Source organism: Borrelia coriaceae, from assembly GCF_023035295.1.
GTDB classification, from domain to species: domain Bacteria; phylum Spirochaetota; class Spirochaetia; order Borreliales; family Borreliaceae; genus Borrelia; species Borrelia coriaceae.
In genome coordinates this window covers 724,733-745,481 of the sequence record NZ_CP075076.1, presented here as the reverse complement: position 1 = coordinate 745,481, position 20,749 = coordinate 724,733, and the positions used below count along the sequence as shown (strand labels likewise).

The 20,749-nt window shown below is 30.4% G+C and carries 24 protein-coding genes and 1 tRNA gene; 3 read left to right on the top strand and 22 right to left on the bottom strand.

All coding sequences use genetic code 11. From position 1 onward, the window contains the following. Nucleotides 1–4 precede the first annotated feature (4 nt). From acpP to bcCo53_RS03475, 15 genes are all read right to left on the bottom strand, one after another. Entirely contained in the window at nucleotides 5–247 is a 243-nt protein-coding gene (gene acpP, locus bcCo53_RS03545) for an acyl carrier protein (protein ID WP_025408286.1), read from the bottom strand. A 22-nt stretch (nucleotides 248–269) separates the two neighbouring features. Beyond that, nucleotides 270–452 (bottom strand): 50S ribosomal protein L32, encoded by a 183-nt coding sequence (gene rpmF / locus bcCo53_RS03540; protein ID WP_025408285.1) that lies wholly within the window; start codon nucleotides 450–452, stop codon nucleotides 270–272. A 51-nt stretch (nucleotides 453–503) separates the two neighbouring features. Continuing rightward, on the bottom strand, nucleotides 504–1,001 hold the full coding sequence (gene coaD / locus bcCo53_RS03535; RefSeq protein WP_028328112.1) for a pantetheine-phosphate adenylyltransferase: 498 nt from the start codon (nucleotides 999–1,001) through the stop codon (nucleotides 504–506). Nucleotides 1,002–1,003: 2 nt separating this feature from the next. Beyond that, entirely contained in the window at nucleotides 1,004–1,555 is a 552-nt protein-coding gene (locus bcCo53_RS03530) for a hypothetical protein (RefSeq protein WP_025408284.1), read from the bottom strand. Nucleotides 1,556–1,781: 226 nt separating this feature from the next. Further along, nucleotides 1,782–2,042 carry an EscU/YscU/HrcU family type III secretion system export apparatus switch protein gene (locus bcCo53_RS03525; RefSeq protein WP_025408283.1) on the bottom strand — a complete coding sequence of 87 codons (261 nt, stop codon included), beginning with the start codon at nucleotides 2,040–2,042 and terminating at the stop codon, nucleotides 1,782–1,784. Further along, nucleotides 2,039–2,869: a hypothetical protein gene (locus tag bcCo53_RS03520; protein WP_025408282.1), complete on the bottom strand. Its 831-nt coding sequence runs from the start codon at nucleotides 2,867–2,869 to the stop codon at nucleotides 2,039–2,041. The genes bcCo53_RS03525 and bcCo53_RS03520 overlap by 4 nt, the downstream gene beginning before the upstream one ends. Continuing rightward, nucleotides 2,847–3,209: a 50S ribosomal protein L19 gene (gene rplS / locus bcCo53_RS03515; RefSeq protein ID WP_025408281.1), complete on the bottom strand. Its 363-nt coding sequence runs from the start codon at nucleotides 3,207–3,209 to the stop codon at nucleotides 2,847–2,849. The genes bcCo53_RS03520 and rplS overlap by 23 nt, the downstream gene beginning before the upstream one ends. Further along, a complete protein-coding gene (gene trmD / locus bcCo53_RS03510; RefSeq protein WP_025408280.1) occupies nucleotides 3,187–3,906 on the bottom strand; it encodes a tRNA (guanosine(37)-N1)-methyltransferase TrmD in 720 nt (239 codons plus the stop codon). Before trmD ends, rplS begins: the two co-directional genes overlap by 23 nt. After that, nucleotides 3,903–4,403, bottom strand: coding sequence for a ribosome maturation factor RimM (rimM, locus tag bcCo53_RS03505; protein ID WP_025408279.1), 501 nt, complete (start codon nucleotides 4,401–4,403; stop codon nucleotides 3,903–3,905). The genes trmD and rimM overlap by 4 nt, the downstream gene beginning before the upstream one ends. A gap of 3 nt (nucleotides 4,404–4,406) precedes the next feature. Continuing rightward, the gene (locus tag bcCo53_RS03500) at nucleotides 4,407–4,655 is read right to left on the bottom strand and encodes a KH domain-containing protein (protein WP_011772630.1); all 249 of its coding nucleotides are present in this window, start codon (nucleotides 4,653–4,655) and stop codon (nucleotides 4,407–4,409) included. A 9-nt stretch (nucleotides 4,656–4,664) separates the two neighbouring features. After that, a complete protein-coding gene (rpsP, locus tag bcCo53_RS03495; protein WP_025408278.1) occupies nucleotides 4,665–4,916 on the bottom strand; it encodes a 30S ribosomal protein S16 in 252 nt (83 codons plus the stop codon). Next, complete coding sequence (ffh, locus tag bcCo53_RS03490; protein ID WP_025408277.1) at nucleotides 4,913–6,262, bottom strand: signal recognition particle protein; 1,350 nt, start codon at nucleotides 6,260–6,262, stop codon at nucleotides 4,913–4,915. Before ffh ends, rpsP begins: the two co-directional genes overlap by 4 nt. 60 nt (nucleotides 6,263–6,322) lie before the next feature. Next, nucleotides 6,323–7,531: a host adaptation transcriptional regulator BadR gene (gene badR, locus bcCo53_RS03485; protein ID WP_246938344.1), complete on the bottom strand. Its 1,209-nt coding sequence runs from the start codon at nucleotides 7,529–7,531 to the stop codon at nucleotides 6,323–6,325. A 316-nt stretch (nucleotides 7,532–7,847) separates the two neighbouring features. Continuing rightward, nucleotides 7,848–9,857 carry an elongation factor G gene (gene fusA / locus bcCo53_RS03480; RefSeq protein ID WP_025408275.1) on the bottom strand — a complete coding sequence of 670 codons (2,010 nt, stop codon included), beginning with the start codon at nucleotides 9,855–9,857 and terminating at the stop codon, nucleotides 7,848–7,850. A 127-nt stretch (nucleotides 9,858–9,984) separates the two neighbouring features. After that, nucleotides 9,985–10,509: a Dps family protein gene (locus bcCo53_RS03475; protein WP_025408274.1), complete on the bottom strand. Its 525-nt coding sequence runs from the start codon at nucleotides 10,507–10,509 to the stop codon at nucleotides 9,985–9,987. A gap of 70 nt (nucleotides 10,510–10,579) precedes the next feature. On the opposite strand from bcCo53_RS03475, the gene bcCo53_RS03470 reads away from it, so the two are divergent. Next, nucleotides 10,580–11,023 carry a CAP domain-containing protein gene (locus bcCo53_RS03470; protein ID WP_025408273.1) on the top strand — a complete coding sequence of 148 codons (444 nt, stop codon included), beginning with the start codon at nucleotides 10,580–10,582 and terminating at the stop codon, nucleotides 11,021–11,023. Nucleotides 11,024–11,075: 52 nt separating this feature from the next. After that, nucleotides 11,076–11,149: transfer RNA gene (locus bcCo53_RS03465), tRNA-Val, on the top strand. 197 nt (nucleotides 11,150–11,346) lie between these two features. On the opposite strand, the gene mvk is transcribed toward bcCo53_RS03465, so the two are convergent. Genes mvk through bcCo53_RS03435 form a run of 6 tightly spaced genes read right to left on the bottom strand, consistent with a single transcriptional unit; the run spans nucleotide 11,347 to nucleotide 17,621 of the window. After that, a complete protein-coding gene (gene mvk, locus bcCo53_RS03460; protein WP_025408272.1) occupies nucleotides 11,347–12,240 on the bottom strand; it encodes a mevalonate kinase in 894 nt (297 codons plus the stop codon). Further along, a complete protein-coding gene (locus tag bcCo53_RS03455) occupies nucleotides 12,241–13,179 on the bottom strand; it encodes a GHMP family kinase ATP-binding protein (protein ID WP_025408271.1) in 939 nt (312 codons plus the stop codon). Next, entirely contained in the window at nucleotides 13,170–14,108 is a 939-nt protein-coding gene (gene mvaD / locus bcCo53_RS03450) for a diphosphomevalonate decarboxylase (protein ID WP_025408270.1), read from the bottom strand. Before mvaD ends, bcCo53_RS03455 begins: the two co-directional genes overlap by 10 nt. Nucleotide 14,109: 1 nt before the next feature. Continuing rightward, nucleotides 14,110–15,360 (bottom strand): hydroxymethylglutaryl-CoA reductase, degradative, encoded by a 1,251-nt coding sequence (locus tag bcCo53_RS03445; protein WP_025408269.1) that lies wholly within the window; start codon nucleotides 15,358–15,360, stop codon nucleotides 14,110–14,112. Further along, nucleotides 15,350–16,414, bottom strand: coding sequence for a type 2 isopentenyl-diphosphate Delta-isomerase (gene fni / locus bcCo53_RS03440; RefSeq protein WP_025408268.1), 1,065 nt, complete (start codon nucleotides 16,412–16,414; stop codon nucleotides 15,350–15,352). Before fni ends, bcCo53_RS03445 begins: the two co-directional genes overlap by 11 nt. Further along, nucleotides 16,398–17,621 carry a hydroxymethylglutaryl-CoA synthase gene (locus tag bcCo53_RS03435; protein ID WP_025408267.1) on the bottom strand — a complete coding sequence of 408 codons (1,224 nt, stop codon included), beginning with the start codon at nucleotides 17,619–17,621 and terminating at the stop codon, nucleotides 16,398–16,400. The genes fni and bcCo53_RS03435 overlap by 17 nt, the downstream gene beginning before the upstream one ends. 98 nt (nucleotides 17,622–17,719) lie before the next feature. Here bcCo53_RS03435 and mnmA point away from each other — a divergent pair, with 98 nt between their 5' ends. Continuing rightward, complete coding sequence (gene mnmA / locus bcCo53_RS03430) at nucleotides 17,720–18,784, top strand: tRNA 2-thiouridine(34) synthase MnmA (protein WP_025408266.1); 1,065 nt, start codon at nucleotides 17,720–17,722, stop codon at nucleotides 18,782–18,784. 56 nt (nucleotides 18,785–18,840) lie between these two features. Here mnmA and bcCo53_RS03425 read toward each other — a convergent pair whose 3' ends face one another. After that, nucleotides 18,841–20,742, bottom strand: coding sequence for a methyl-accepting chemotaxis protein (locus bcCo53_RS03425; protein ID WP_025408265.1), 1,902 nt, complete (start codon nucleotides 20,740–20,742; stop codon nucleotides 18,841–18,843). Nucleotides 20,743–20,749 lie beyond the last annotated feature (7 nt).

Genomic DNA, 20,749 nt, shown 5'->3' with positions numbered 1-20,749 from the left:
AGCTCTAACCCTTTTTTTTCTCAATAAAAGCAACAACATCACCTATAGTTTCAAATTCACTAGCCTCATTTTCTGGGATCTTATCATCAAATGCTTCTTCAAGTAAGTATAAAAGCTCATAAATATCAAGACTATCTGCACCAAGATCCTCAACAAACCTTGATTCCATGGTAATTTCGTCTTCCTTTTTATCAAGCTGCTCGGATATAATAGCCCTAACTTTTTTAAAAATCTCACTTTGATCCATAAACAAATATTCCTCGTTCAAACTATAATCCTAATTCTAAATATTGATTATTTCTATAATAACCACACTTTACACATACTCTGTGCCTTACTGTAAGATTACCACAATTTGAACACTCTTGAAGTTGAGGGATTTTTTTCCTCATATTTACACTGCGCCTCGTCCTACTTCTAGACTTTGAAGGCTTAAATTTTGGAACAGCCATCTATTTGCCTCCTTAAACATAAACAAACGTATCTTAATAATATATATATTATTAAGATAATTTGTCAATAAATTTAGATTTCAACTTTTTTTGCACTAACTCCGGAATAAAATTTGAAAGATCAAAATTTTTATTCTTTATCAATTCTTTAACAAGATCTGACCTTACAAATAGATATTTATCACGACTTGGTAGAAATACTATGTCTATTGAAGGACTAAGCTTGTTATTAACAACATACCTTTCAAATTCAAATTCAAAATCATGAAAAGCTCTAACACCTCTAACAATAAAACCAATATCATTCTTTAAAGCATAATCCAAAATAATTCCATCATACCTATCTACAAAAACTCTTGACCACCCTAAAGATGCAATAACCTCACAAGCAAGTTCATATCTCTCAACATCACTAAACAAATAATTCTTAGAACTATTATTAGCAACAAGAACAATAACTTTATCAAAAATTGATGATGCTCTCTTAACTAAATCAATATGCCCCCACGTAATAGGATCAAATGAACCAGGAAATAATGCTACTCTCATAATTAGTAAAATTTAAATCCCTTATTCATATCTTGAAGAATTTTCTTTCGCCAACTAGGACAATTCTCTAAATTTTCAAACTCAATCTCTCTAACTATCTTAAAAGCCAAGTTATCTCCTCTAACAGACTTATCAACAATAAAAAATTTACCAACACCTCTATATACCAAACTCTCATTCTTAAAAAGCTCATTCTCAGACCTTAATTTATCAATAGCACAATCAAAATGTATAGGCTTATCTTCACCATCAAACTTCATAGACATACAAGAAATAATATCTCTAATAGGCTTCTCACAAATAGGACATACTTCTTTACACCCTCCTATACGCAATCTTCGGTCTTTACTAGAACTTTTTTGTTTATTACCCTTACAATTATTTTTACCATTAAAATTAGTACTTACAGATTTATTACCATTTGAATTCAAAACCGTAGCATTTTGAGCATTTTGTTTTTTAAAATCAGATTTTATCCTCTTCATTTTCCAATAAGGCACTCTATTACTCTTACACAAATCATTGCCACGAGTTTTAATTTGATCAGACTTCAATAACATCCCCCTCAATTATATCAGGTAAATAAGTAATTCCCTAAAATCAAATACAAGATCAAAAGATACTACAAATGATTCAAAACCTTAGACATAATAATATATTTTAATGCTATATTAACCTTTATTGGTGAAGAATAATAATTACTATTTATCACCCTATAATCAGGTTAAAACAAATATTCCAAAGAAAAATACAAGTCCTAACTTCCAATTTGCCTACTATTCATAACTTATTACTCTTCAATTTATACACAGCAGATAAAATATGCGCAACTACTTTAAAATATTTAGAATCAATAAAATCACCCTCATTAATCAAAAATAAGCTTTCGGATAAATACTTATCTTCCACAACAGGAATATTCTCCCTCTTAGCAAGCTCCTTTATAAGTAAAGCTTTCTCCCCTCTAGCCTTAGCTAAAATAAAAGGAGCTGGAAATTTAGTATCATATTTAATCAATAAAGCTAATTTTTCTTCACTCATATCTTATAATTAACACTCTTAACCACTATCACTTCATAATCAAAATCTTTAAAATCTTGCATTGAATCTAATATCTTTATATCAGTTATATTATAACAAACAAGAAAGCTTCTCAGCTCACTAACAATACCATCTAAATTAAAATCTGCATATATTCTTAATTTAAGATTTGATCCCGACCTAGTAATCTCACAAATAATTTTTTCTTGTTTAGTAAAAAAATAAACAAAACTCCACTTATAAACCCTTTTTAAATCTTTATAAGAAAATAAAAATAATAAACCTGTCCCTTCCATAAATCTGAAAGGAATGGAAATCACAAAGTCATCCTTGTTTTCAATAAAAATTGGTAGTTTACTACCCTGTTCTCTTACCCTTATTCTACTGCCAAAATAATCATAAATTTGCAAAAAATCATGTTCTGTTATATTTTGATCATTTAACGCCAAAAGAAATTTTAAAATAAACTCATCTTTTATATTCTCACAAATACTCTTAAATAATTTTTTAGTGTTTTGCTCTAAAGAATTGCCTCTCCGTTTAAGTATCAACTTATCATTAGTTTCAAACAAATCTAAATCTCTAAATATAGACCTATAATTAACATAGATCAAAAAATTACCCGAAGTATGAACAATCTTAGCAAAATATTTAAACCCAACTTTTAAAGGTAAACCACTCTTTATTTCAAAATAAGCACCCACAAAGGATACAAGCCATTTATTAACACCAAGAGATTTAACAACTTCCAAATGACCATTTAAAGGAAAAGTCTTATTTAAAGAAATTTTAGATACTTGAACATTATTTAAGTTTCTTAATATCAAGACGCTCTTTCACCTTCATAGCAGCCTTACCAATTCTATCTCTCATATAGTAAAGTTTAGCTCGTCTTACCTTTCCTCGCCTTAAAACCTGTACCTTCTCGATAATAGGCGAATGCATTGGAAAAATTTTCTCAACTCCAATACCTGAAGAAATTTTTCTAACTAAAAAAGTTTGTCCAATACCTTTATTTTGAATAGATATAACAAGACCTTCAAAATTTTGAATTCTCTCATTAGTGCCTTCAATTATCTTATAACTAACACGTATAGTATCGCCCACTCTAAAGTTAAAACTTTCTGCTCTCTTTCCTTTAGCCTCAATTTTTCTTATCAAATCCATCATTTTCTCCTTTCATATCTAAATATTTAAGGTACAAATCATATCTATTTTTCTTTGTTTTTTCAACAGACCTCATAAATCGCCATTTTCTTATTTGCTCGTGATGACCTGAGAGAAGTATATCAGGAACCTCTATCCCCTTAAATTCATAAGGTCTAGTATAATGAGGATACTCAAGCAAGCCACACTCACAGCTAAAAGATTCCTCACGCAAGGAACATGGATTTATTACTCCATCTAACAACCTATATACGCTATCTATTATAACAAGGGCAGCAACTTCACCTGAAGACAATACATAATCTCCAACCGAAATCTCAAAATCAACATATAAATCAACTATACGTTGATCGATCCCTTCATATCTTCCACAGATTATAACAAGTTCATTCTTTTTTGACAAGTCATAAGCCAACTTTTGAGTATATTTTAAACCAGATGGACTTACAAATATCGTGGTTTTTGACTTTGCATTTACATAATCAAGAGCAGCAGAAATGGGCTGGGCTTTTAAAACCATACCTGCACCCCCACCATAAGGAATATCATCACATCTTTTGTGTTTATCATCAGAAAAGTCACGAATAGATATAACTTCATAACTTATGATGCCTTTATCTATAACTTTTTTCATTATTGAATTTTCAAAAAAGGGAGTAATGATTGTAGGAAATAAAGAGAGAATAGTAATTTTCATTTTAAAAGATCTAATACCTTAAGCTCAATGGTTTTCAATTCCCTATCAATATACCCAAGATAAATATCTAAAAAAGGGATAAAAAATAACTTACTTCCAACTTTAACTTCAAGAAGAATTGATTTCACACTTTCAAAAAAAGATACAACAACTCCTAACTCTATTCCATTATTAATAAGCTTATAACCAATAAGTTCTCCAAAATAATACTCATCTGATTCCAACTTAGATGCAAATTCATCATCTACCCATAACTCAAAGCCTATTAAATCCTTAATAGTTTCAGGGGAATTGAATTCTTCAAACTTCAATAACAATGAATTATTTACTAAAGATATATCTTCAACTTTAACTTCAATTGAAGAGCAAGATTCCTTTTTTAAAACTAATTTATTACCCTTTAAATCAAAAAAATCACTAGAACTATTGGATATGCTCTTAACTTTAGCATATCCATTAACTCCATAAGATGACAATATTATGCCCTTTACAAACATAAATTAGTCCAAGATTTCTAGTTGAACTCTCCTATTTGTTTTTGCAGCACAAGCACTAAGAAGCGTCCTAATAGCCCTTGCAATGCGTCCTCTTCTTCCAATTATTTTTCCAACATCATTTGCAGAAACTCTTAATTCTAAAATAGTAGATTTCTCACCTTCAACTACATTCAACTTAACCTCATCTCTTTTATCTACAAGAGATTTAACTACAAATTCTATAAGCTCAATTTCATTACCGTACTCTTTCATTAAGTCCTCCTAACTCTCAACTTTAAAATTATTTTTATTTAAAATTTTCTTAACCGTATCACTTGGAATAGCTCCTTTGCTTATCCAATCTCTAAACTTATCCCCATTGATTTTGACTTGATTTTGCCTCTCAACAGGATGGTAATATCCAAGCTCTTCAATAGCTCGTCCATCCCTAGACGAAGCAGAATCCATTACTACGATTCGATAATAAGGCCTCTTTTTTGCGCCCATCCTTTTTAATCTTATTCTAACACTCAATCTACAATTCCTCCTTTACCTCCCAAAAGAGATGCTATCTTATTTTGAAAGCTCTTATTTTTCATTTTTTTCATCATTAAAACCATCTGACTAAATTTCTTAATAAGCTTATTTACCTCAAAAATCGTCGTTCCACTTCCCAAAGCCACTCTTTTCTTCCTTGAAGGGCTATTTAAAATGACAGGATTTAGCCTCTCTCTCTTAGTCATAGAAAGAATGATTGCCTCCTCTCTTTTAAGCTCTTTCTCATTAAGACCACGTCCTAACATCTCTGATGATATGCCTGGAAGCATCCCCATCAAACTAGAAATCCCACCCATATTACGCATATACTTAAATTGATTTAAATAATCTTCAAAATTAAAGTTAGCTTTTCTAAATTTTTCCTCAAATCTTAAAGCCTCTTCTTTATCTATAACACTTTGGGCTTTTTCAACAAGACTAACAACATCTCCCATACCAAGAATTCGTGAAGCAACTCTATCTGGATAAAAAACATCAAGATCCTCAGGCTTCTCTCCAACGCCAACAAATTTAATAGGCGCACCGCAAATAGTCTTAAGTGATAGTACAGCACCACTCCTAGCATCAGAATCAAATTTTGTAAAAATTACACCCGTAATTCCAACACTATCATTAAATTCTTTAGCAATATTTACAGCAACTTGGCCCGTCATTGCATCGGCAACTAATATTGTTTCTGTAGGAGTTATAATATCTTTAATCTTTACTATTTCTCTTAGCAACAAATCTTCAATCTCAAGGCGTCCTCTAGTATCTACTATTACAGTATCAAAAAGATCTGCTTTAGCATATTCGATAGACTTTTTCACAACTTTAATAGGATCACTCTCACCTTCAAGAGAAAAAACAGAAACACCTATTTGCAGCCCCAAAACCTTTATCTGCTCAATCGCTGCTGCTCTAAAAGTATCCGCAGCAACAAGAAGAACTTTTCGATTTTCTGATTTAAGTCGCATAGCAAGCTTTGCACATGTTGTAGTTTTTCCAGAACCCTGAAGTCCAAGCATTAAAATACATGACAATTTATTAATAGGGTTTAAAATAAGCTCAGAATGCTTATCACCTAAAAAATTTATAAGTTTATCATTAACAATCTTAATAAATTGAGACTTAGGATCAATACCCCTTAAAACTTTAATCCCTTTTGCCTCTTCGACAACAGAGTTTACAAAACGTCTTACTACCCTTAAATTAACATCAGCTTCAATTAAGGCATTTTTAATGGTGTCAACAGCTGCTTCAATATTTTTCTCATTTATCACAGATTTCCCAGAGATATACTTTACAAAATCTCTAAAACCTGCACCTAAATTCTCAAACACTAAAAATCACCTTCATTTGTCAAAAATCCTATAAAGTATACAATACAAAAAAAGAAAATATTAATCAATATCTCCACCAGTCAAATAAAATTTATTAAATATAACACTAGAAGCAGGCCCAACAACAGATACTTCAGTATCTAGAGAACTAAGCTTTAATATTATGCTCTCCTTATTCAATCTTTTTATTTCTTTTTTTAATAGATCAAAAAAACTCTTAAGTTTAAAACTTTGCCCATAAAGGACTAAATAATTAAAATCAAGAACCCTTTGAATATTAATAATAACTATCGCTAAATATTTTACTGTATCTTCCATTATTTTATGTATAAAATCATACTTATCATGAAGAGCAAAAATATCATATATAGTAACTTTTTTAAGTCTACTCTCATATTTGTCATAAAGTTCAGGAATCTCTCCATTCATAAATTCCTTTGAAATCAAACGCTGAAGTGCAAAATTAGATATCAACATATTAACACAACCTTTATTCCCACATGTAGGGCAATTTTTCTCTCCCCCATAATCAATTACCATATGACTAACCATACCAGATTTATTATTAAATCCAGCATAAACATTACCACCAGCCCAAATAGAAAGTTCTGCTGTATCTGTATAATCGAAAAACATAATGTTATCCACATTTTTACCCATGAATTCAGCAAGAGACAAGTTCTTAACATAACTCTCAAGATACACTGTAAGTGAAAAATACTCCTCTAATATAGCCTTCACAGGAACATCTTTTTCAACCCACGCACCATGACTATCATTAACAATACCAGATTCCTTATCCTTAATAACACCAGTAATACTAAATCCTAAACCAATAAATTTATCCCTTGAAAAATTATGTTTCCAAATAATCTCAATCATATGATCTTTAATTTTTTCCAAAATCTCATAAGCACTAACTGGTGGTTCAAAAGAATAAGTCTCACTTATTAAAACCTCACATTTAAGGTTTGCAATTCCTATTTGAAAATAATTACTTGAAATAATTACTCCCATTGAATATGCAAAATCTTTATTAATATCAAGAAGTATTTCTTTTCGCCCATGCTTTTTAATGCCTGATTCCTTTGAACCAACTTCAACTAAAATATTCTCCTTGATCATATGATTAGTAAGAATAGTCATAGCCGCATTTGTCAATGATAATTTACGAGCTAAATCTGTCCTTGAATATTGCATATTCTTTAAGCTAAGGAGTATCTTTTTTCTATTACCACCTCTAATTGAAACCATGTTCTCACCCTGCATAACATAACCTCCTTTATTTTTAAAATAAAAAAATATTAATATTAAGACATAATATCAAAAAATCACCTTAATATTCTAGTAGCACTTATAAGACAAAAAAAATCTTTTTTAATAACAAAAAAAATCTTATATTTATTAACTACGGAAATCATCCAACAAATCATTAAAATATAAACTTCAATAGCTAACAATTAAAGAAAATCATTAGCAAAACTTTAAAACAATAAGAAGAAATAAAACGTCAAACAAATATAAATCATATAGCTTAAATGCATGGAATTACGCACAAATTAATTTACAAACATTTTAAAAATGATCACTCACACTTTTCTTTAAAATATGAAAATTCCATAGTAACCACCCCCCGCCCCTTAGTAGCGCTTCTTAAAATAGAAGTATATCCGAAAAGTTTTTCAAAAGCCGCTTCAGCTCTTATTATTTCATAGTCCTCAATATTACTAATGGAATGAACAATGCCACCAACAAAATTCAATGTAGAAATAACCTCCCCTGTATACTCAATAGGCGTTCTAATTTCTAACATCATTATTGGCTCGAGCTTAATAGGATTTGCCTTTTTAAAAAATTCATTAAAAGCAAAACCTGTTATTGATTCAATAATAGACTCATTAACCTTAGCTCTATCATAATCTAATGAAATAATCTTAACTCCCGTATCAATAATAGGATACCCAATAATGCCACTCGAAAAGGAAGAAGTAATACCCTTTAATATTGCAGATTTAAACAAAGGCTCAACATTGCACTCAAACTCAATCTTATTGCCCTCACCTCTTACTAAAGGACTAACAATCATACCAATTTTTAAACTAAGTTCCTTACCCGCAAACACATTAACAAATTCAAATACATCATTAACTGTCAAACTCAAACTTTCTCTATAGCTCACTTGGGGCTTACCTGTATAAACATTAAGCTTAAAATCATCTCTAATTCTCATAATAATAATTTCAAGATGTAGTTCGCCCATTCCAGACACCAATAATTGCCCCGTCTCTTTACTTTCCTTATAACTAAACGTAGGATCCTCTTTAGCAATGATTTCAAGAACTTCTTTAAGTCTAGCATCATCAGATGCTCTCTCTGGCTCAATAGATATTAAGACAACTGGCTCTGGAAATACTAAAGACTCAAGCATAATCTCATTGCCCTCTTCAACAAGAGTATCTCCCGTTATAGAATGTTTAAGTCCGATAACTGCTCCAATATCACCTGCTTTAAGTTCATCAATTGGCTCATTTTTATTTGAAAAAATACGAAAAATCCTTGTGAATTTTTCACGCTTATTCTTTGCAATACTCACAACTTTTTTAGATGAATTAAGTGTTCCTGAATATACTCTAATAAAATAAAGATGCGCTGCAATTGCACTACAATATTGAACCTTAAACACAAGCGCGGATAACTTTTGTTCATTTGCAAGATCAATTGAAACACTTCTATCTGTTTTTAAAGAATAAGCATTGATTTTTTTCTCAAAAGGATCTGGAAGATAATCCACAATCGCATCTATTAAAGGTTCTATACCAATATTTTTAAGACTAGTGCCCATTAAAACAGGTATAACAAAACCACCAATAGTACATCGCCTAATCTCTGAAATTATAAAAAAATCATCGATAACAGAATTTTCAAGAAAAAGCTTAGTAAGCTGTTCACTAAAATTACTAAGAGAATCTATTAAATTTTCACTAAAAATTTTAACATTTTCAACAAATTCATCACGAACCACATCTTCAATCACAATAGGCTTGCCATCCCTAAATTCAAAATGCAACTCTTTATTGCGAATAATATCTATAACGCCTTCAAAGCTATTTTCACTTCCAATTGGAATTTGTAAAATTATTGGAACTATACCAAATTTATTTTTTATATCCTCAACGACCTTAAAAAAATTGGCTCCTACACGGTCCATTTTATTAACATAAGCAAGTCGTGGAATACCATACTTTGATGCCTGTCTCCAAACCGTCTCAGTTTGCGCCTGAATTCCATCAACAGCACTAAAAACCACAATACCTCCATCAAGAACACGAAGAGACCTCTCAACTTCAGCTGTAAAATCTACATGTCCAGGAGTATCAATAATATTTATTTGATGATTTTTCCAATAGCAAGTAATAGCAGCGGAACTAATTGTAATACCCCTATCTTGTTCTTGTACCATCCAATCAGTAATAGTATTTCCAGAATCAACATCTCCTATCTTATGAGTTCTACCAGTATAATATATAATTCTCTCTGTAGTTGTAGTTTTTCCAGCATCAATATGTGCCATAATTCCAATATTTCTAATTTCCATAAAAGCCCTCAAATATCATAAAAGCTATAGATTATGCTATAGCCTTCTTCAATTAAATCATAATTATATGATTAATTAAGATATATAAAATAAATATTCAAAAATATCATTATATCATATCACAAGATCAATGCTTTTCAGTACAACATTCTCTCTTATGACATGAACACACAGAATTACTTAACAAAGATCTATACATCCATAAATATTTTTCAAAAGAAACAATCATATCATCTAAAACATTGGCTGTACCATAATCAGAAGTACTATCAATAAAACATCTTGCTTCAGACATATGTTTAAGAATCTCATTAAGATTATCAACAACACTGCTAATTGAAGGCACAAAACTTGAAGTGATATCTAAACTAATCTCATCAATAAATGATTTCTTAATAAATTCAGAACATCTAAACTCAGAATCATATCCCAGTGCTCTAGATCTCTCAGCCAAAATATCGATAACTTCTGCAACATAATCATAAAGTTTTTCAATTTTTTTATGAATCACAAAAAAATTAACATCCTTTATATTCCAATGAATACCTCTCAGATTAGCATAAAACACATGAAGGCCTGCTAACAATTCTTGAAGCTTCAAATTTATTTTATCTAAATCATCCAATTTCAAATAACTTAAATAAGTTGACATATCATTCTCCTAATAAAAATAATTAAATATATGCTATAATGATATTATTTTAATATAAGCAGGGCTTATTATGCAAAAGAAATTTATTCCTATTATTTTAATTTTTATAAGTCAAATTACACTCTTAGGTATAAATGAAGACCTAGAATTTCTTTATTCATCAATTCATAAATTAAGAAATGAACTAAACTTAAAAAAGCTAGAAATAGACAAAACCCTTGAAAGAGTGGCAAAAGAATATGCAATCAATCTTAACGAAAACAAAGTATTAACCCACACACTTTTTGGCACAACTCCTATGCAAAGAGTAAAAAAATATGATCAACATTTTTGTAGGATAAGAGAAATTTTAGCATCAGGATTCGAGGTTAAAGACGTAACGGGAGCCTGGCTTAAAAGTAAAACACACAAAGCAGCTCTCTTAAATAAAGACACAAGTAAAATGGGAGGGTATGTACTACCCACACAGGACAAAAAAAACATATTTGTAGTAATTTTTGGAGAAAAATTCTAAATAAATTGACATAAATTAAACTTATTTTATATAATGTTCCTCAGTATTAAAAGGGTTCATAGTTCAGACGGTCAGAGCGCTTGCCTTACAAGCAAGATGTCGGGGGTTCGAATCCCTCTGAACCCAACATTGTTTTATCCAGTCTAATCTAAGGCACAGTTTTAGCCTTTTTTACTGGTAGGGAAACGATAATTAAAGCTAAACCTTAAAATCAACTTAAGAAGTTTATATCAACTTCTCTTTAAATGACTATAAAGGTACTACGTAATTGCAATTCCTTAACTTTAAGCAAACGTATTTAACTAGTATATCCTCAACATAAGTTAACAATTACATATTCTAAGGGGAACAACCAAGTTAATATTACTTTTATCTAAATCTTTACTTAATTCTTCTAGGCATAAACTAGCCTCATTTTTATCCTGAAAAAGCAAAATAAAAGCACCACCCCTACCAGCACCACTCAATTTGCCAGCAAGAGCATTAAATTCTCTACCTTTATTTATTATATAATCAAGGATCTTTGAAGATAAACCTAAAAAATTTAAATAATCATTTGCAATACTCATATTATTAGCCAGTAAAACAATATCTTGTTTATCAAAAGCAAAATAAGAATCTTTAACAATACAACCAAGCTCCTTAATAATTTCAAATCGATTATTATCACGAGAAATCATGTAATTCAAATCAGATATGATCTTATCTGTTGTACACTCCCTTTTGACTGCTCCAATCAAAAAGTAAAAATTACAAAAGGCTATTTTTTGATAACTTAAAGCACCATTTTTATTCTCTAAATAAAAAGTTCCATCTAATTCAACAAGCAAAATATCCATACCGGAAGACTTGCCATGAAAAATATTTTCAATTTCCCTTGCCAACAAAATTTTATCATAAGTACAATATTCATCATGCCCTACAATATATTCGGCAAAACATAAACTAAGACTAGCAGAAGAACCAAATCCCAATCCAACTGGAATCTGAGAAAATATTAAAAATTCAATGGGTCTAACTTTATTAAAATTCTTATCAATAAAACGTATTACTTCATCTATTTTTAAAGAAGGCGCCCCCAAGTATCTCCAAGAATCAGAAAAGGCATAAACCAAGTACATATAAAGAGGTAGCGTAGCACCAATCACTGGAAAACCATATACAGCACTATGTTCGCCCAAGAATAGTATTTTAGCAGGCTTTTTTATTATAAACATTTACTGAAATTTAACACCATCTAAATCTAGACTTATTGGTTCAATATTAAATTGCTCAAAAATTTCAAGATTTGGCTCATAGACTAAAAAAGTTTCATTCCCAGCACCTAAAGCCTTAATTAAGGTACATTCATCCTCAAGATAAGAAAGATTTAAAGGCAAACTAGCAGAAATACCTATCCGCTTCCCAATGTCCAAACCTATATTTTTTGCCAACTTCAAACCAGAGAGTAAAGAACCAGAAGAATTACTAATATCAAGAATAATATCTTTAATTATCATATTAACGTCTTTGATAAAACTCATTAAAGAAGCCCTACATTCATTATACTTAATAATAGCACTAGTAGTCTTAACTGGATTGGAACCTCTCATTAAATAAAAATTATTAAAGCATATCTTCTCTAAAATCTCATATGCAGGAGAATTGCCCCCTTTAAAGCGAACAACACCACCAAAAAGACTAGTAGCAATATCATATCCACTACCCATACCTCCTTGGGCATATCTGTAAGCTTCTAAACAATACACAAAAACTTTATCTTTATCAAAATAATTATTATTCAAAATCAACAAAATTCCACATACAATCCCAACAGCAACAACAGCACTTGAACCAAATCCTTTTTTTATCCCATTATTTAAAAAAAAATTACTTGTATCAACATAAACATCAAAAAATAAAGTTTCCAAATTAGCAAAATATTTTTGACTCAAATATCTAAACATCTTAAAAATAAAATCATCATTATTTTCTATTAAAGTAAAATCATCAATTTTAGTTTTTTTAGAAAAGAAACGCCAAGTATCACTTTTCCTAAAAGAAAAATAAGCTCTCTCCTTGATTGCAATTGCAAGCCCAAAACCATCTTCTTCCAAAATAGAATATTCACCCATTAAAAGCAAATTGCCAGGCACTGAAAAATTAACTACATCCATTCCAAACCACTTCCAATCCTTGAAACAACAAAATTAACATCTTTAAAATTACTAGTAAGTTCAGTCAAAACCAACTCCAAATCTTTCTTTAAACACAATACCTTAACTTGTGGCCCAGCATCCATCGTTTCAAAAACAGAAATACCTCTACGCCTAAGAGTGGCTATATAATTTATTAATTTTATAGTATTACTTTTAAAGTAAATAATGGAAGATGATAGCATTAAAGCAAACATACACTGATAACTTTTTACAATTTTAAGACCAAATCCGTTAAAATCTCCTTTTAAAAAAAAATATAAAGCTTCCTTCAATATATTACGACTAGATTTAATCCAAGCATCCCAATAAAACTTCTCTTGCTTGCAAATTTCCATGGCAACCCTTGAAGAAATCTCTTTTGCTCTGCTATCAACTATAGCAAATATTATACACAGATCACTAAAATGATCGAAACTATTTAGCCGAAATGCATTCATAGCCCCTTCTTTTAACAATGTAAATCCACCGTAAATAGCTCTTGATGCTGAAGCTGAACCTATTCTTGCAAGCTGTGAAGCTTTTTGATGAGAATATTGATTAAAATATTTTAAAATACAAGCAGCAATAGATGCAAAACCAGAACTTGAACTTGCAAGACCTGCAGCTGTTGGAAAATTATTTTCACTAATCACCCTAAACCCAACATTTGGTTCATTGATAATTTTCCTTGCATAATTAAAAAAATTGATTTCTCTCTCTTTCAATACAACAGTCCTTGAATTTAAAATTATTTCATCCTTACATGACAATTCAAGTTCGCTTATTGAATAAAACTCATCAATACTTACAGCAATACTTGAAGTAGCTGGAATATTTAAAAATTTATCTTTCTTTCCCCAATACTTAATTAAAGCTAAACTAGGGTTTACCTTACATCTAATCTTCATACTAAGCTCTCAGGTCCTTTAAAAGTTTAAAAGCAAAATCAAAAGAATAAATCCCACTCTCATTCATTTTTAATAATATTTCTGCTCTCTCTGAACTTGAAACATCATAATCCCTATTAAGAAGATATAAAACTTTATTAACATGCAGTTTCATATGTCCTCTTTGAATTCCATCAAGAGCCAGTGCTCTTAAAGCTGCAAAATTACTTGCAAGACCAACACAAGAAAGAATCCCCATAAATTCTTCTTTGCAATCAATCCCCATAATTTTAAAACTTAATATAGCTGCTTCATGAGAACCAGCTGAACCGCCTTTAAATCCAACCTGCAATGGTAGTTCAATTTCTCCAACCAAGTTTTTATCAGAAATATAAAATTTACTAAGAGGTAAATACCTGCCACTTCTTGAGGCAAATTTATGTATGCATGCTTCAAGTGCCCTTGTATCATTAAGTGTAGCAACACATAAACCCGTTATACCATTCATAATGCCTTTATTATTAGTAATAGCGCGCTCTTCTTCAAAAAATCCTATTTTAGAAATAAGTGAAATATTTTGAGCCAAAGCCCAAGATCCCTCATTATCCTTAAGCAAATTATTAATATCCAATTCAAAAGTAGCTCTTACAACAAAATCATTAGAATCATTACTTAAAATTTTTAAGACACACTCATACCCAAGCTCTAAAGTAATATGATGGGCCACTCTTTCAGCTACTGAATTTAACAAATTTGAACCCATAGCATCACAAACATCTATATAAATATTTAATTTTTGAATACCAATTTCATTAATAAACTTCGTTGACAATCTTCTAAATCCCCCACCCCTAAGCTCCATATTATGCAAAAGAGGCTTCGACCAAAGATCAACTTTTTCAAAAAGCCCAAGTAGAATATCACTTAAGTCTTTATCTGTTTTTACATAAACTTGAGCAATGCCCAGCACTTCACCCACAGAATAACTTAAATTAGCATTCTCAAGAATTTTAGCTGCAAAATTTAATGCCGCAATAACTGACGGTTCTTCAGTAGCAATAGGAACAACATAATATTTTCCATTTATCTTTAAATTTTTTACAATGCCAACAGGTAAGGCTAAATAACCAACATAATTCTCTATCATATGAGCAAGAAAATCTTCATCAACAGAATTATAAAAAAAATCACAAGGACTTAATTCCAAAAGGCTTTTGATCTCTTGTCTTTTATCTAAAATACTTTTGTTTCTAAAATTTTCACTAAGTTTCATAACAATCTTTAAAGCTCTTAACATTAAACAGTAAAGGATAACTTAAAAAATATTTATTTAACCTAAACTGTGCCAAATCTTTACTATTAGTCAATAACATCGACATCTTTAAAACATATTCATAATCTTTTAAAAGCTTATATATAGCATCTTCACCCCCTGAATAGAAAACCCTAAGAATGACTGCTGCAAGACCTACCAACTTAGCTCCAAGAGCAATGCCTTTAGCAATATCCATCCCAGTCTCATATCCCCCTGATGCAAAAACTTTATTTTTCAAAGAATCTTTAATACTAAGTAATGTCAACACTGAAGATATGCCCCAATTAGCAAAACAAGATGCAACATCCAAGTTTTCTTCTTTAATTCCCTCAACCAAAATCCAGTTAGTGCCACCACTACCAGCAAGATCAACATAAGAAACACCAAGCTCTAATAAGCTCATTACAGAATCGGGAGCAATTCCAAAACCCGTTTCCTTAACAATAACTGGAATACCAGAAACAGAACAAAGTCTAGCAATTGAGTCCTTAATTCCTTTAAAGTCTCTCTCACCACTTGAATTCATTAATTCTTGACCCGAATTTAAATGTACAATTACGGCATCAACTTCAAGCATCTTATTCATTTCAATTATTTCAAAAATACCAAATTCTCTTAACTGAACAGCACCAATATTGGAAAATAAAGGAATATTATGTGCATAATTTCTTAAAGAAAAATCTTTAATACATTCAGGATACTTAAATACAAGCTTAAAGGATCCAAGACTCATTGGAATTCTTAAATCATTTGCAATCTTGGCAAGAGACTTATTTAGTTTATTTCCCTCTTTAACACCACCTGTCATCGATGAGATAAAAATAGGCATAGCAATATCATAACCAAATATGCTATCTTTAGTATCTATATCACAAAAATTAAGCTCACTAAGTGCATCATGCTTTAAATTAACAAAATTTAAAAGATTATCACTCTTACTCACATCCCCTTTATTTAAACAAATTTCAATTTGTCGTTTCTTATTATTTAATATATTAGGCTCGATACCCATAAACCCGGTATCCATCCTCTCTAATTTCTTTTAAATAAAAGCCAAAAGATTCACCTGGAATTATCTTATTTTCAAAAAAATCTCTATACTCATCAAAATTTGCATCATGCCTTACTGAAAGTATCCTATCAATATCCCAAGTCTTAACAACACAATGAGCATTATCTTCAACTGTAAGCTCATAAATAACCATAATATTACCAGATCCATAAGAACAAAAAAGTATTTTCTCACCAGTAATATCCTTTTTGGCAAATACTCTCTTTAAATAAGACATTAAAGATAAAAATATTGATCCTGTATATAAATTTCCCACTTCCTTAGAAGCCTCAATAGAATCATAAAAATCTATTGATTCTAAATAAGCATTTCGCTCAGATTCATCCTCACTATAATATTTCTTTAAAACATAATGCATTGAATCTATAGGCATTTGTGCAAAAGGTACATGCAAAATAAATCTATATTTAGAAAATAAATCCTTAATACTCATATTCTTTTTATATGCAAAATTTGCTAAAGCCTCTTCATTTGCCTTATTATAACATTCAATAGAATAACGCCCCTTTACCTTAGCCTCAAGACTTCCAAATGGCCTAAAGAAATCATCAACATCATCAGTATAAACCCCAAATTCAGACAAATTAATAGACAAAACCTTTGGATCCTGTTCAATAAGCACTGCTGTTGCTCCAGCCCCTTGAGTAATCTCTGCTGTAGTAAGGTTACTATAATGTGCAATATCACTAGAAAATACTATGCCATATTCAGATTTATCTGAATGACTTAAAATACTTGCAGTACTGTGCAAAGAAAGTGCAGAACCTGCACACGCATGTTGCACTTGAAAAGTTAAAAAATTATTTGTCAAATCAATGCCAGCCAATTTCAAAGCCCCATAGACATAAGAAGAAATCGACTTTGAATAATCCACCCCTGTCTCAGTTCCACCTAAAAATACTCTCATCTTAGAGAGCTCAAGATTATTATTATCAAAAATAAGTTTAACAGCAGAACTAGCCATTGTAACACTATCTTCATTAGGCCTTGTAAACCTAAACGCTTTTTGAAGAGTTGCATCAATTGCTCTAGTAAATTTCTTAAAAAAAAGTTCATCAGAATTATATAAAGGATTGTCCAACAGCACCTGTAAACTTAGACAATTTAAAGGCAAAAAAACTCTAATATCACTAATACCTACTTTCACCAAATTTCCCCCAATTAAAAAAATAATTACCAATTATTATAATATAGATCATAAAAACACCAAAATTCAATATGATAGAACGAAAGGAGAAACAAATAATGAAAATAGCAGTACTTCTATCTGGTGGAGTAGACAGCTCTGTAGCCCTTTACACAATGATACAAAAGGGATATAAAAACATAAAATGTTATTATCTAAAAATTTGGCTTGAAGATGAACTTTCCTACATCGGGGATTGTCCTTGGAAAGAAGATATTAATTATGTTGAGACTGTATGTAAAAAATTCAATATACCATATGAAATCATCAGCTTACAAGACGAATATTATGACAGAGTAGTAACCTATGCTATTGAAGAATTAAAAATCGGAAATACTCCAAGTCCAGATATATTTTGCAATCAAAGAATAAAATTTGGAGCATTCTTCGACAAAATCAACGAAAATTATGATTTAATTGTCACAGGACACTATGCCAAAATAGAAAACATAAATAACTATCACAGACTTAAACAAGCCAAAGATAAGATAAAAGATCAAAGTTATTTCTTATCCCATCTCTCTAGAGAACAAATATCAAAATTGCATTTTCCATTAGGCGACCTATTAAAAACTGCAATAAGACAAATAGCACATAAAATAGATCTACCTAATAAAAATAGAAAAGACAGTCAGGGGATTTGTTTTCTTGGAAAAATTAAATATGATGAATTTATAAAATACCACTTAGGAGAACTTAAAGGTAATATAATTGAACAAGAAACGGGTAAAATACTTGGAACACATAATGGATATTGGTTTTTTACAATTGGACAAAGAAAAGGTATCAAACTCAGCCATGGCCCGTGGTTTGTTATAGAAAAAGATATTCAAAATAATGTCATTTATGTCTCAAACAGCACAAATTATTTAAAACAAGGGAAGAAACAATTTTTAGTGCATCAAACAAACTGGATAAACAAACCATTAAATAATCACGACTTAAGTGCCAAAATAAGACATGGAGAGAAAAAAATAAAATGCAAAATAGAAATGTTAAACAACGATATCATAAAAGTTGATCTAGAAGAAGAAGATTATGGAATCTCACCAGGACAATTTTGCATATTTTATCAAGAAGACGAATGCCTAGGAGGAGCTAAAATCCTTAAAACACTAATATAACAAGATAAATTACTAAAATCACAATTTATAGGGAATAATTTTAATATCCCTATAAATTATTTATCAATCTTAAAGTAATCTACTGATTCCTTTAAATGTTTAACACTCTCCAACATTCTCTCAGACATTGCTGAGAGCTCCTCACTACTGGATGCTGTTGTTTGAACTAACTGACTAACTTGTTCTATTGCATTCTTAAATTGTCCAATTTGATTACTCTGATTATAACTCTCACGGGTAATATTTTTAACAAGCCCAGCTGTTTTCTCCATTCCAGGAACAATTTGCTCAAAACTATTACCTGCTTTACTTGCAACAGTAAAACTTTTATGTGCAATATCAATAATTTCCCTAGCAGACTCCTTGCTTTGATCAGCAAGCTTTCTAACCTCAGCAGCAACAACTTCAAATCCTTTACCCTTATCCCCTACTCTAGCAGCTTCAATAGAAGCATTTAAAGCAAGCAAATTAGTTTGCCTTGTTATCTCATCAATAATTCCTATTTTATCTGTAATAACCTCCATAGCCTCGATAGCTTTAGCAACAGACTGATGTCCCTCTTTAGTTTTTTCATTAGTATTAACAGCAATACTCTCAGTAGTAGAAGCATTATCAGTATTCTCAGTAACCCCTTGAGATATTTGTTCAATGTTTGCTGTCATCTCTTCTAATGTAGATGCTTGTTCAACTGCTCCAGAACTTAAATTTTGACTAGCATTTGCTATATGAATTGCATTCTCATAAAGATAATCAAGATTTTCAATAATCCCTCTGGCAACAGATGAAAAATTAGACCTTAAAAGCTCCAAATTTTCATGTAAACCATAAAGCTCTAAGGTTTCCCAATCTAAAGAATAATTTGAAACAGTAAAATCACCAGAAGCAAGTCTTTCAGAATAACTTAAAATTCCATTTATAACAGAACTAAGTTTACCTACAAGATACATAGTCACTAAACCAAGAATCACCAAAGTCACAAAAAAACTTATTACTAAAATTAAAGTAGTAAGTCTAGTCATATAATGAAAGTCATTAGCATTAGCTCTAAGATATACTATAAACGACAAATTAGACAACTTACATTTTACCTTCTGAGCAAGAGAAACAAATTCTTGTCCATTAGCATCAAAATAACGTCTAAAGCTAAGTTCTTTATTTTTCTGAATTAAATCTTCAACGGAATTCTTAACTACATTAGTATAATAAGGTCTAACATTAACTAAATTATCACCAGGAAACCAAGTATGATGGATAAGAAATGAACCCTTTTCGTCAAATACTATAGCCCTACCAGTATCTAACGCTCCAAAACTAATATCCTTAAATGAATTATAAAGATAATCGACAGCATAAAATATCATAAAATATCCAAAAACATCATTAGTATCATGATCTCTTAAAGGCATTCCCATTAATAAATAAGGAATTTGACCTGCTTTATTCCTAATCTTAGAAACATCTTTCATTAAGACCTCTTCAACAGATCCAGAATCTGCTAAAAGAACAGAAGAGTTATAAATAGAACTAGTTCTCATTAAATTAAGAAAATATTCTTTATTTGCTACAGAAATACCATAATCACTATTATCTTTAACAGCAGTAGTAAATACTATTTCACCTTTCTTATTAGTTATCATCAAATTATTACCTCTGCCTGTTTTAACCAAAATCTCAATTTGATCTAAGATAGCTTCTATTCTCTTAGGCTTACTGTTAGCAATGGATTCAAATCTCTCTGAAGAATCTAAATACATGGAATTAATTTTTACCCTTTCTTCCATTGAAGAAAGATAAATGTTTAAAGAACTTGTAACATTTTTAATAAGATTTTGCATAAGATCTAACTGTTCAGATACTAAATTAGAGCTAATTGCCATCCCAAACACAAAAAACAACACAGAAATAAAGATTGATATAAGAATACTAACAAGAAGTAATATCCTAACCTTAAGCTTCAGTCTCATA

What these genes read in the sequence shown, in the direction of transcription:
- acpP (WP_025408286.1), bottom strand. Translation starts at nt 247, where the DNA reads ATGGATCAAAGTGAGATTTTTAAAAAAGTTAGGGCTATTATATCCGAG.
- rpmF (WP_025408285.1), bottom strand. Translation starts at nt 452, where the DNA reads ATGGCTGTTCCAAAATTTAAGCCTTCAAAGTCTAGAAGTAGGACGAGG.
- coaD (WP_028328112.1), bottom strand. Translation starts at nt 1,001, where the DNA reads ATGAGAGTAGCATTATTTCCTGGTTCATTTGATCCTATTACGTGGGGG.
- bcCo53_RS03525 (WP_025408283.1), bottom strand. Translation starts at nt 2,042, where the DNA reads ATGAGTGAAGAAAAATTAGCTTTATTGATTAAATATGATACTAAATTT.
- rplS (WP_025408281.1), bottom strand. Translation starts at nt 3,209, where the DNA reads ATGGATTTGATAAGAAAAATTGAGGCTAAAGGAAAGAGAGCAGAAAGT.
- trmD (WP_025408280.1), bottom strand. Translation starts at nt 3,906, where the DNA reads ATGAAAATTACTATTCTCTCTTTATTTCCTACAATCATTACTCCCTTT.
- rimM (WP_025408279.1), bottom strand. Translation starts at nt 4,403, where the DNA reads ATGTTTGTAAAGGGCATAATATTGTCATCTTATGGAGTTAATGGATAT.
- bcCo53_RS03500 (WP_011772630.1), bottom strand. Translation starts at nt 4,655, where the DNA reads ATGAAAGAGTACGGTAATGAAATTGAGCTTATAGAATTTGTAGTTAAA.
- badR (WP_246938344.1), bottom strand. Translation starts at nt 7,531, where the DNA reads ATGCAGGGTGAGAACATGGTTTCAATTAGAGGTGGTAATAGAAAAAAG.
- fusA (WP_025408275.1), bottom strand. Translation starts at nt 9,857, where the DNA reads ATGGAAATTAGAAATATTGGAATTATGGCACATATTGATGCTGGAAAA.
- bcCo53_RS03475 (WP_025408274.1), bottom strand. Translation starts at nt 10,509, where the DNA reads ATGTCAACTTATTTAAGTTATTTGAAATTGGATGATTTAGATAAAATA.
- bcCo53_RS03470 (WP_025408273.1), top strand. Translation starts at nt 10,580, where the DNA reads ATGCAAAAGAAATTTATTCCTATTATTTTAATTTTTATAAGTCAAATT.
- mvk (WP_025408272.1), bottom strand. Translation starts at nt 12,240, where the DNA reads ATGTTTATAATAAAAAAGCCTGCTAAAATACTATTCTTGGGCGAACAT.
- bcCo53_RS03455 (WP_025408271.1), bottom strand. Translation starts at nt 13,179, where the DNA reads ATGGATGTAGTTAATTTTTCAGTGCCTGGCAATTTGCTTTTAATGGGT.
- mvaD (WP_025408270.1), bottom strand. Translation starts at nt 14,108, where the DNA reads ATGAAGATTAGATGTAAGGTAAACCCTAGTTTAGCTTTAATTAAGTAT.
- bcCo53_RS03445 (WP_025408269.1), bottom strand. Translation starts at nt 15,360, where the DNA reads ATGAAACTTAGTGAAAATTTTAGAAACAAAAGTATTTTAGATAAAAGA.
- fni (WP_025408268.1), bottom strand. Translation starts at nt 16,414, where the DNA reads ATGGGTATCGAGCCTAATATATTAAATAATAAGAAACGACAAATTGAA.
- mnmA (WP_025408266.1), top strand. Translation starts at nt 17,720, where the DNA reads ATGAAAATAGCAGTACTTCTATCTGGTGGAGTAGACAGCTCTGTAGCC.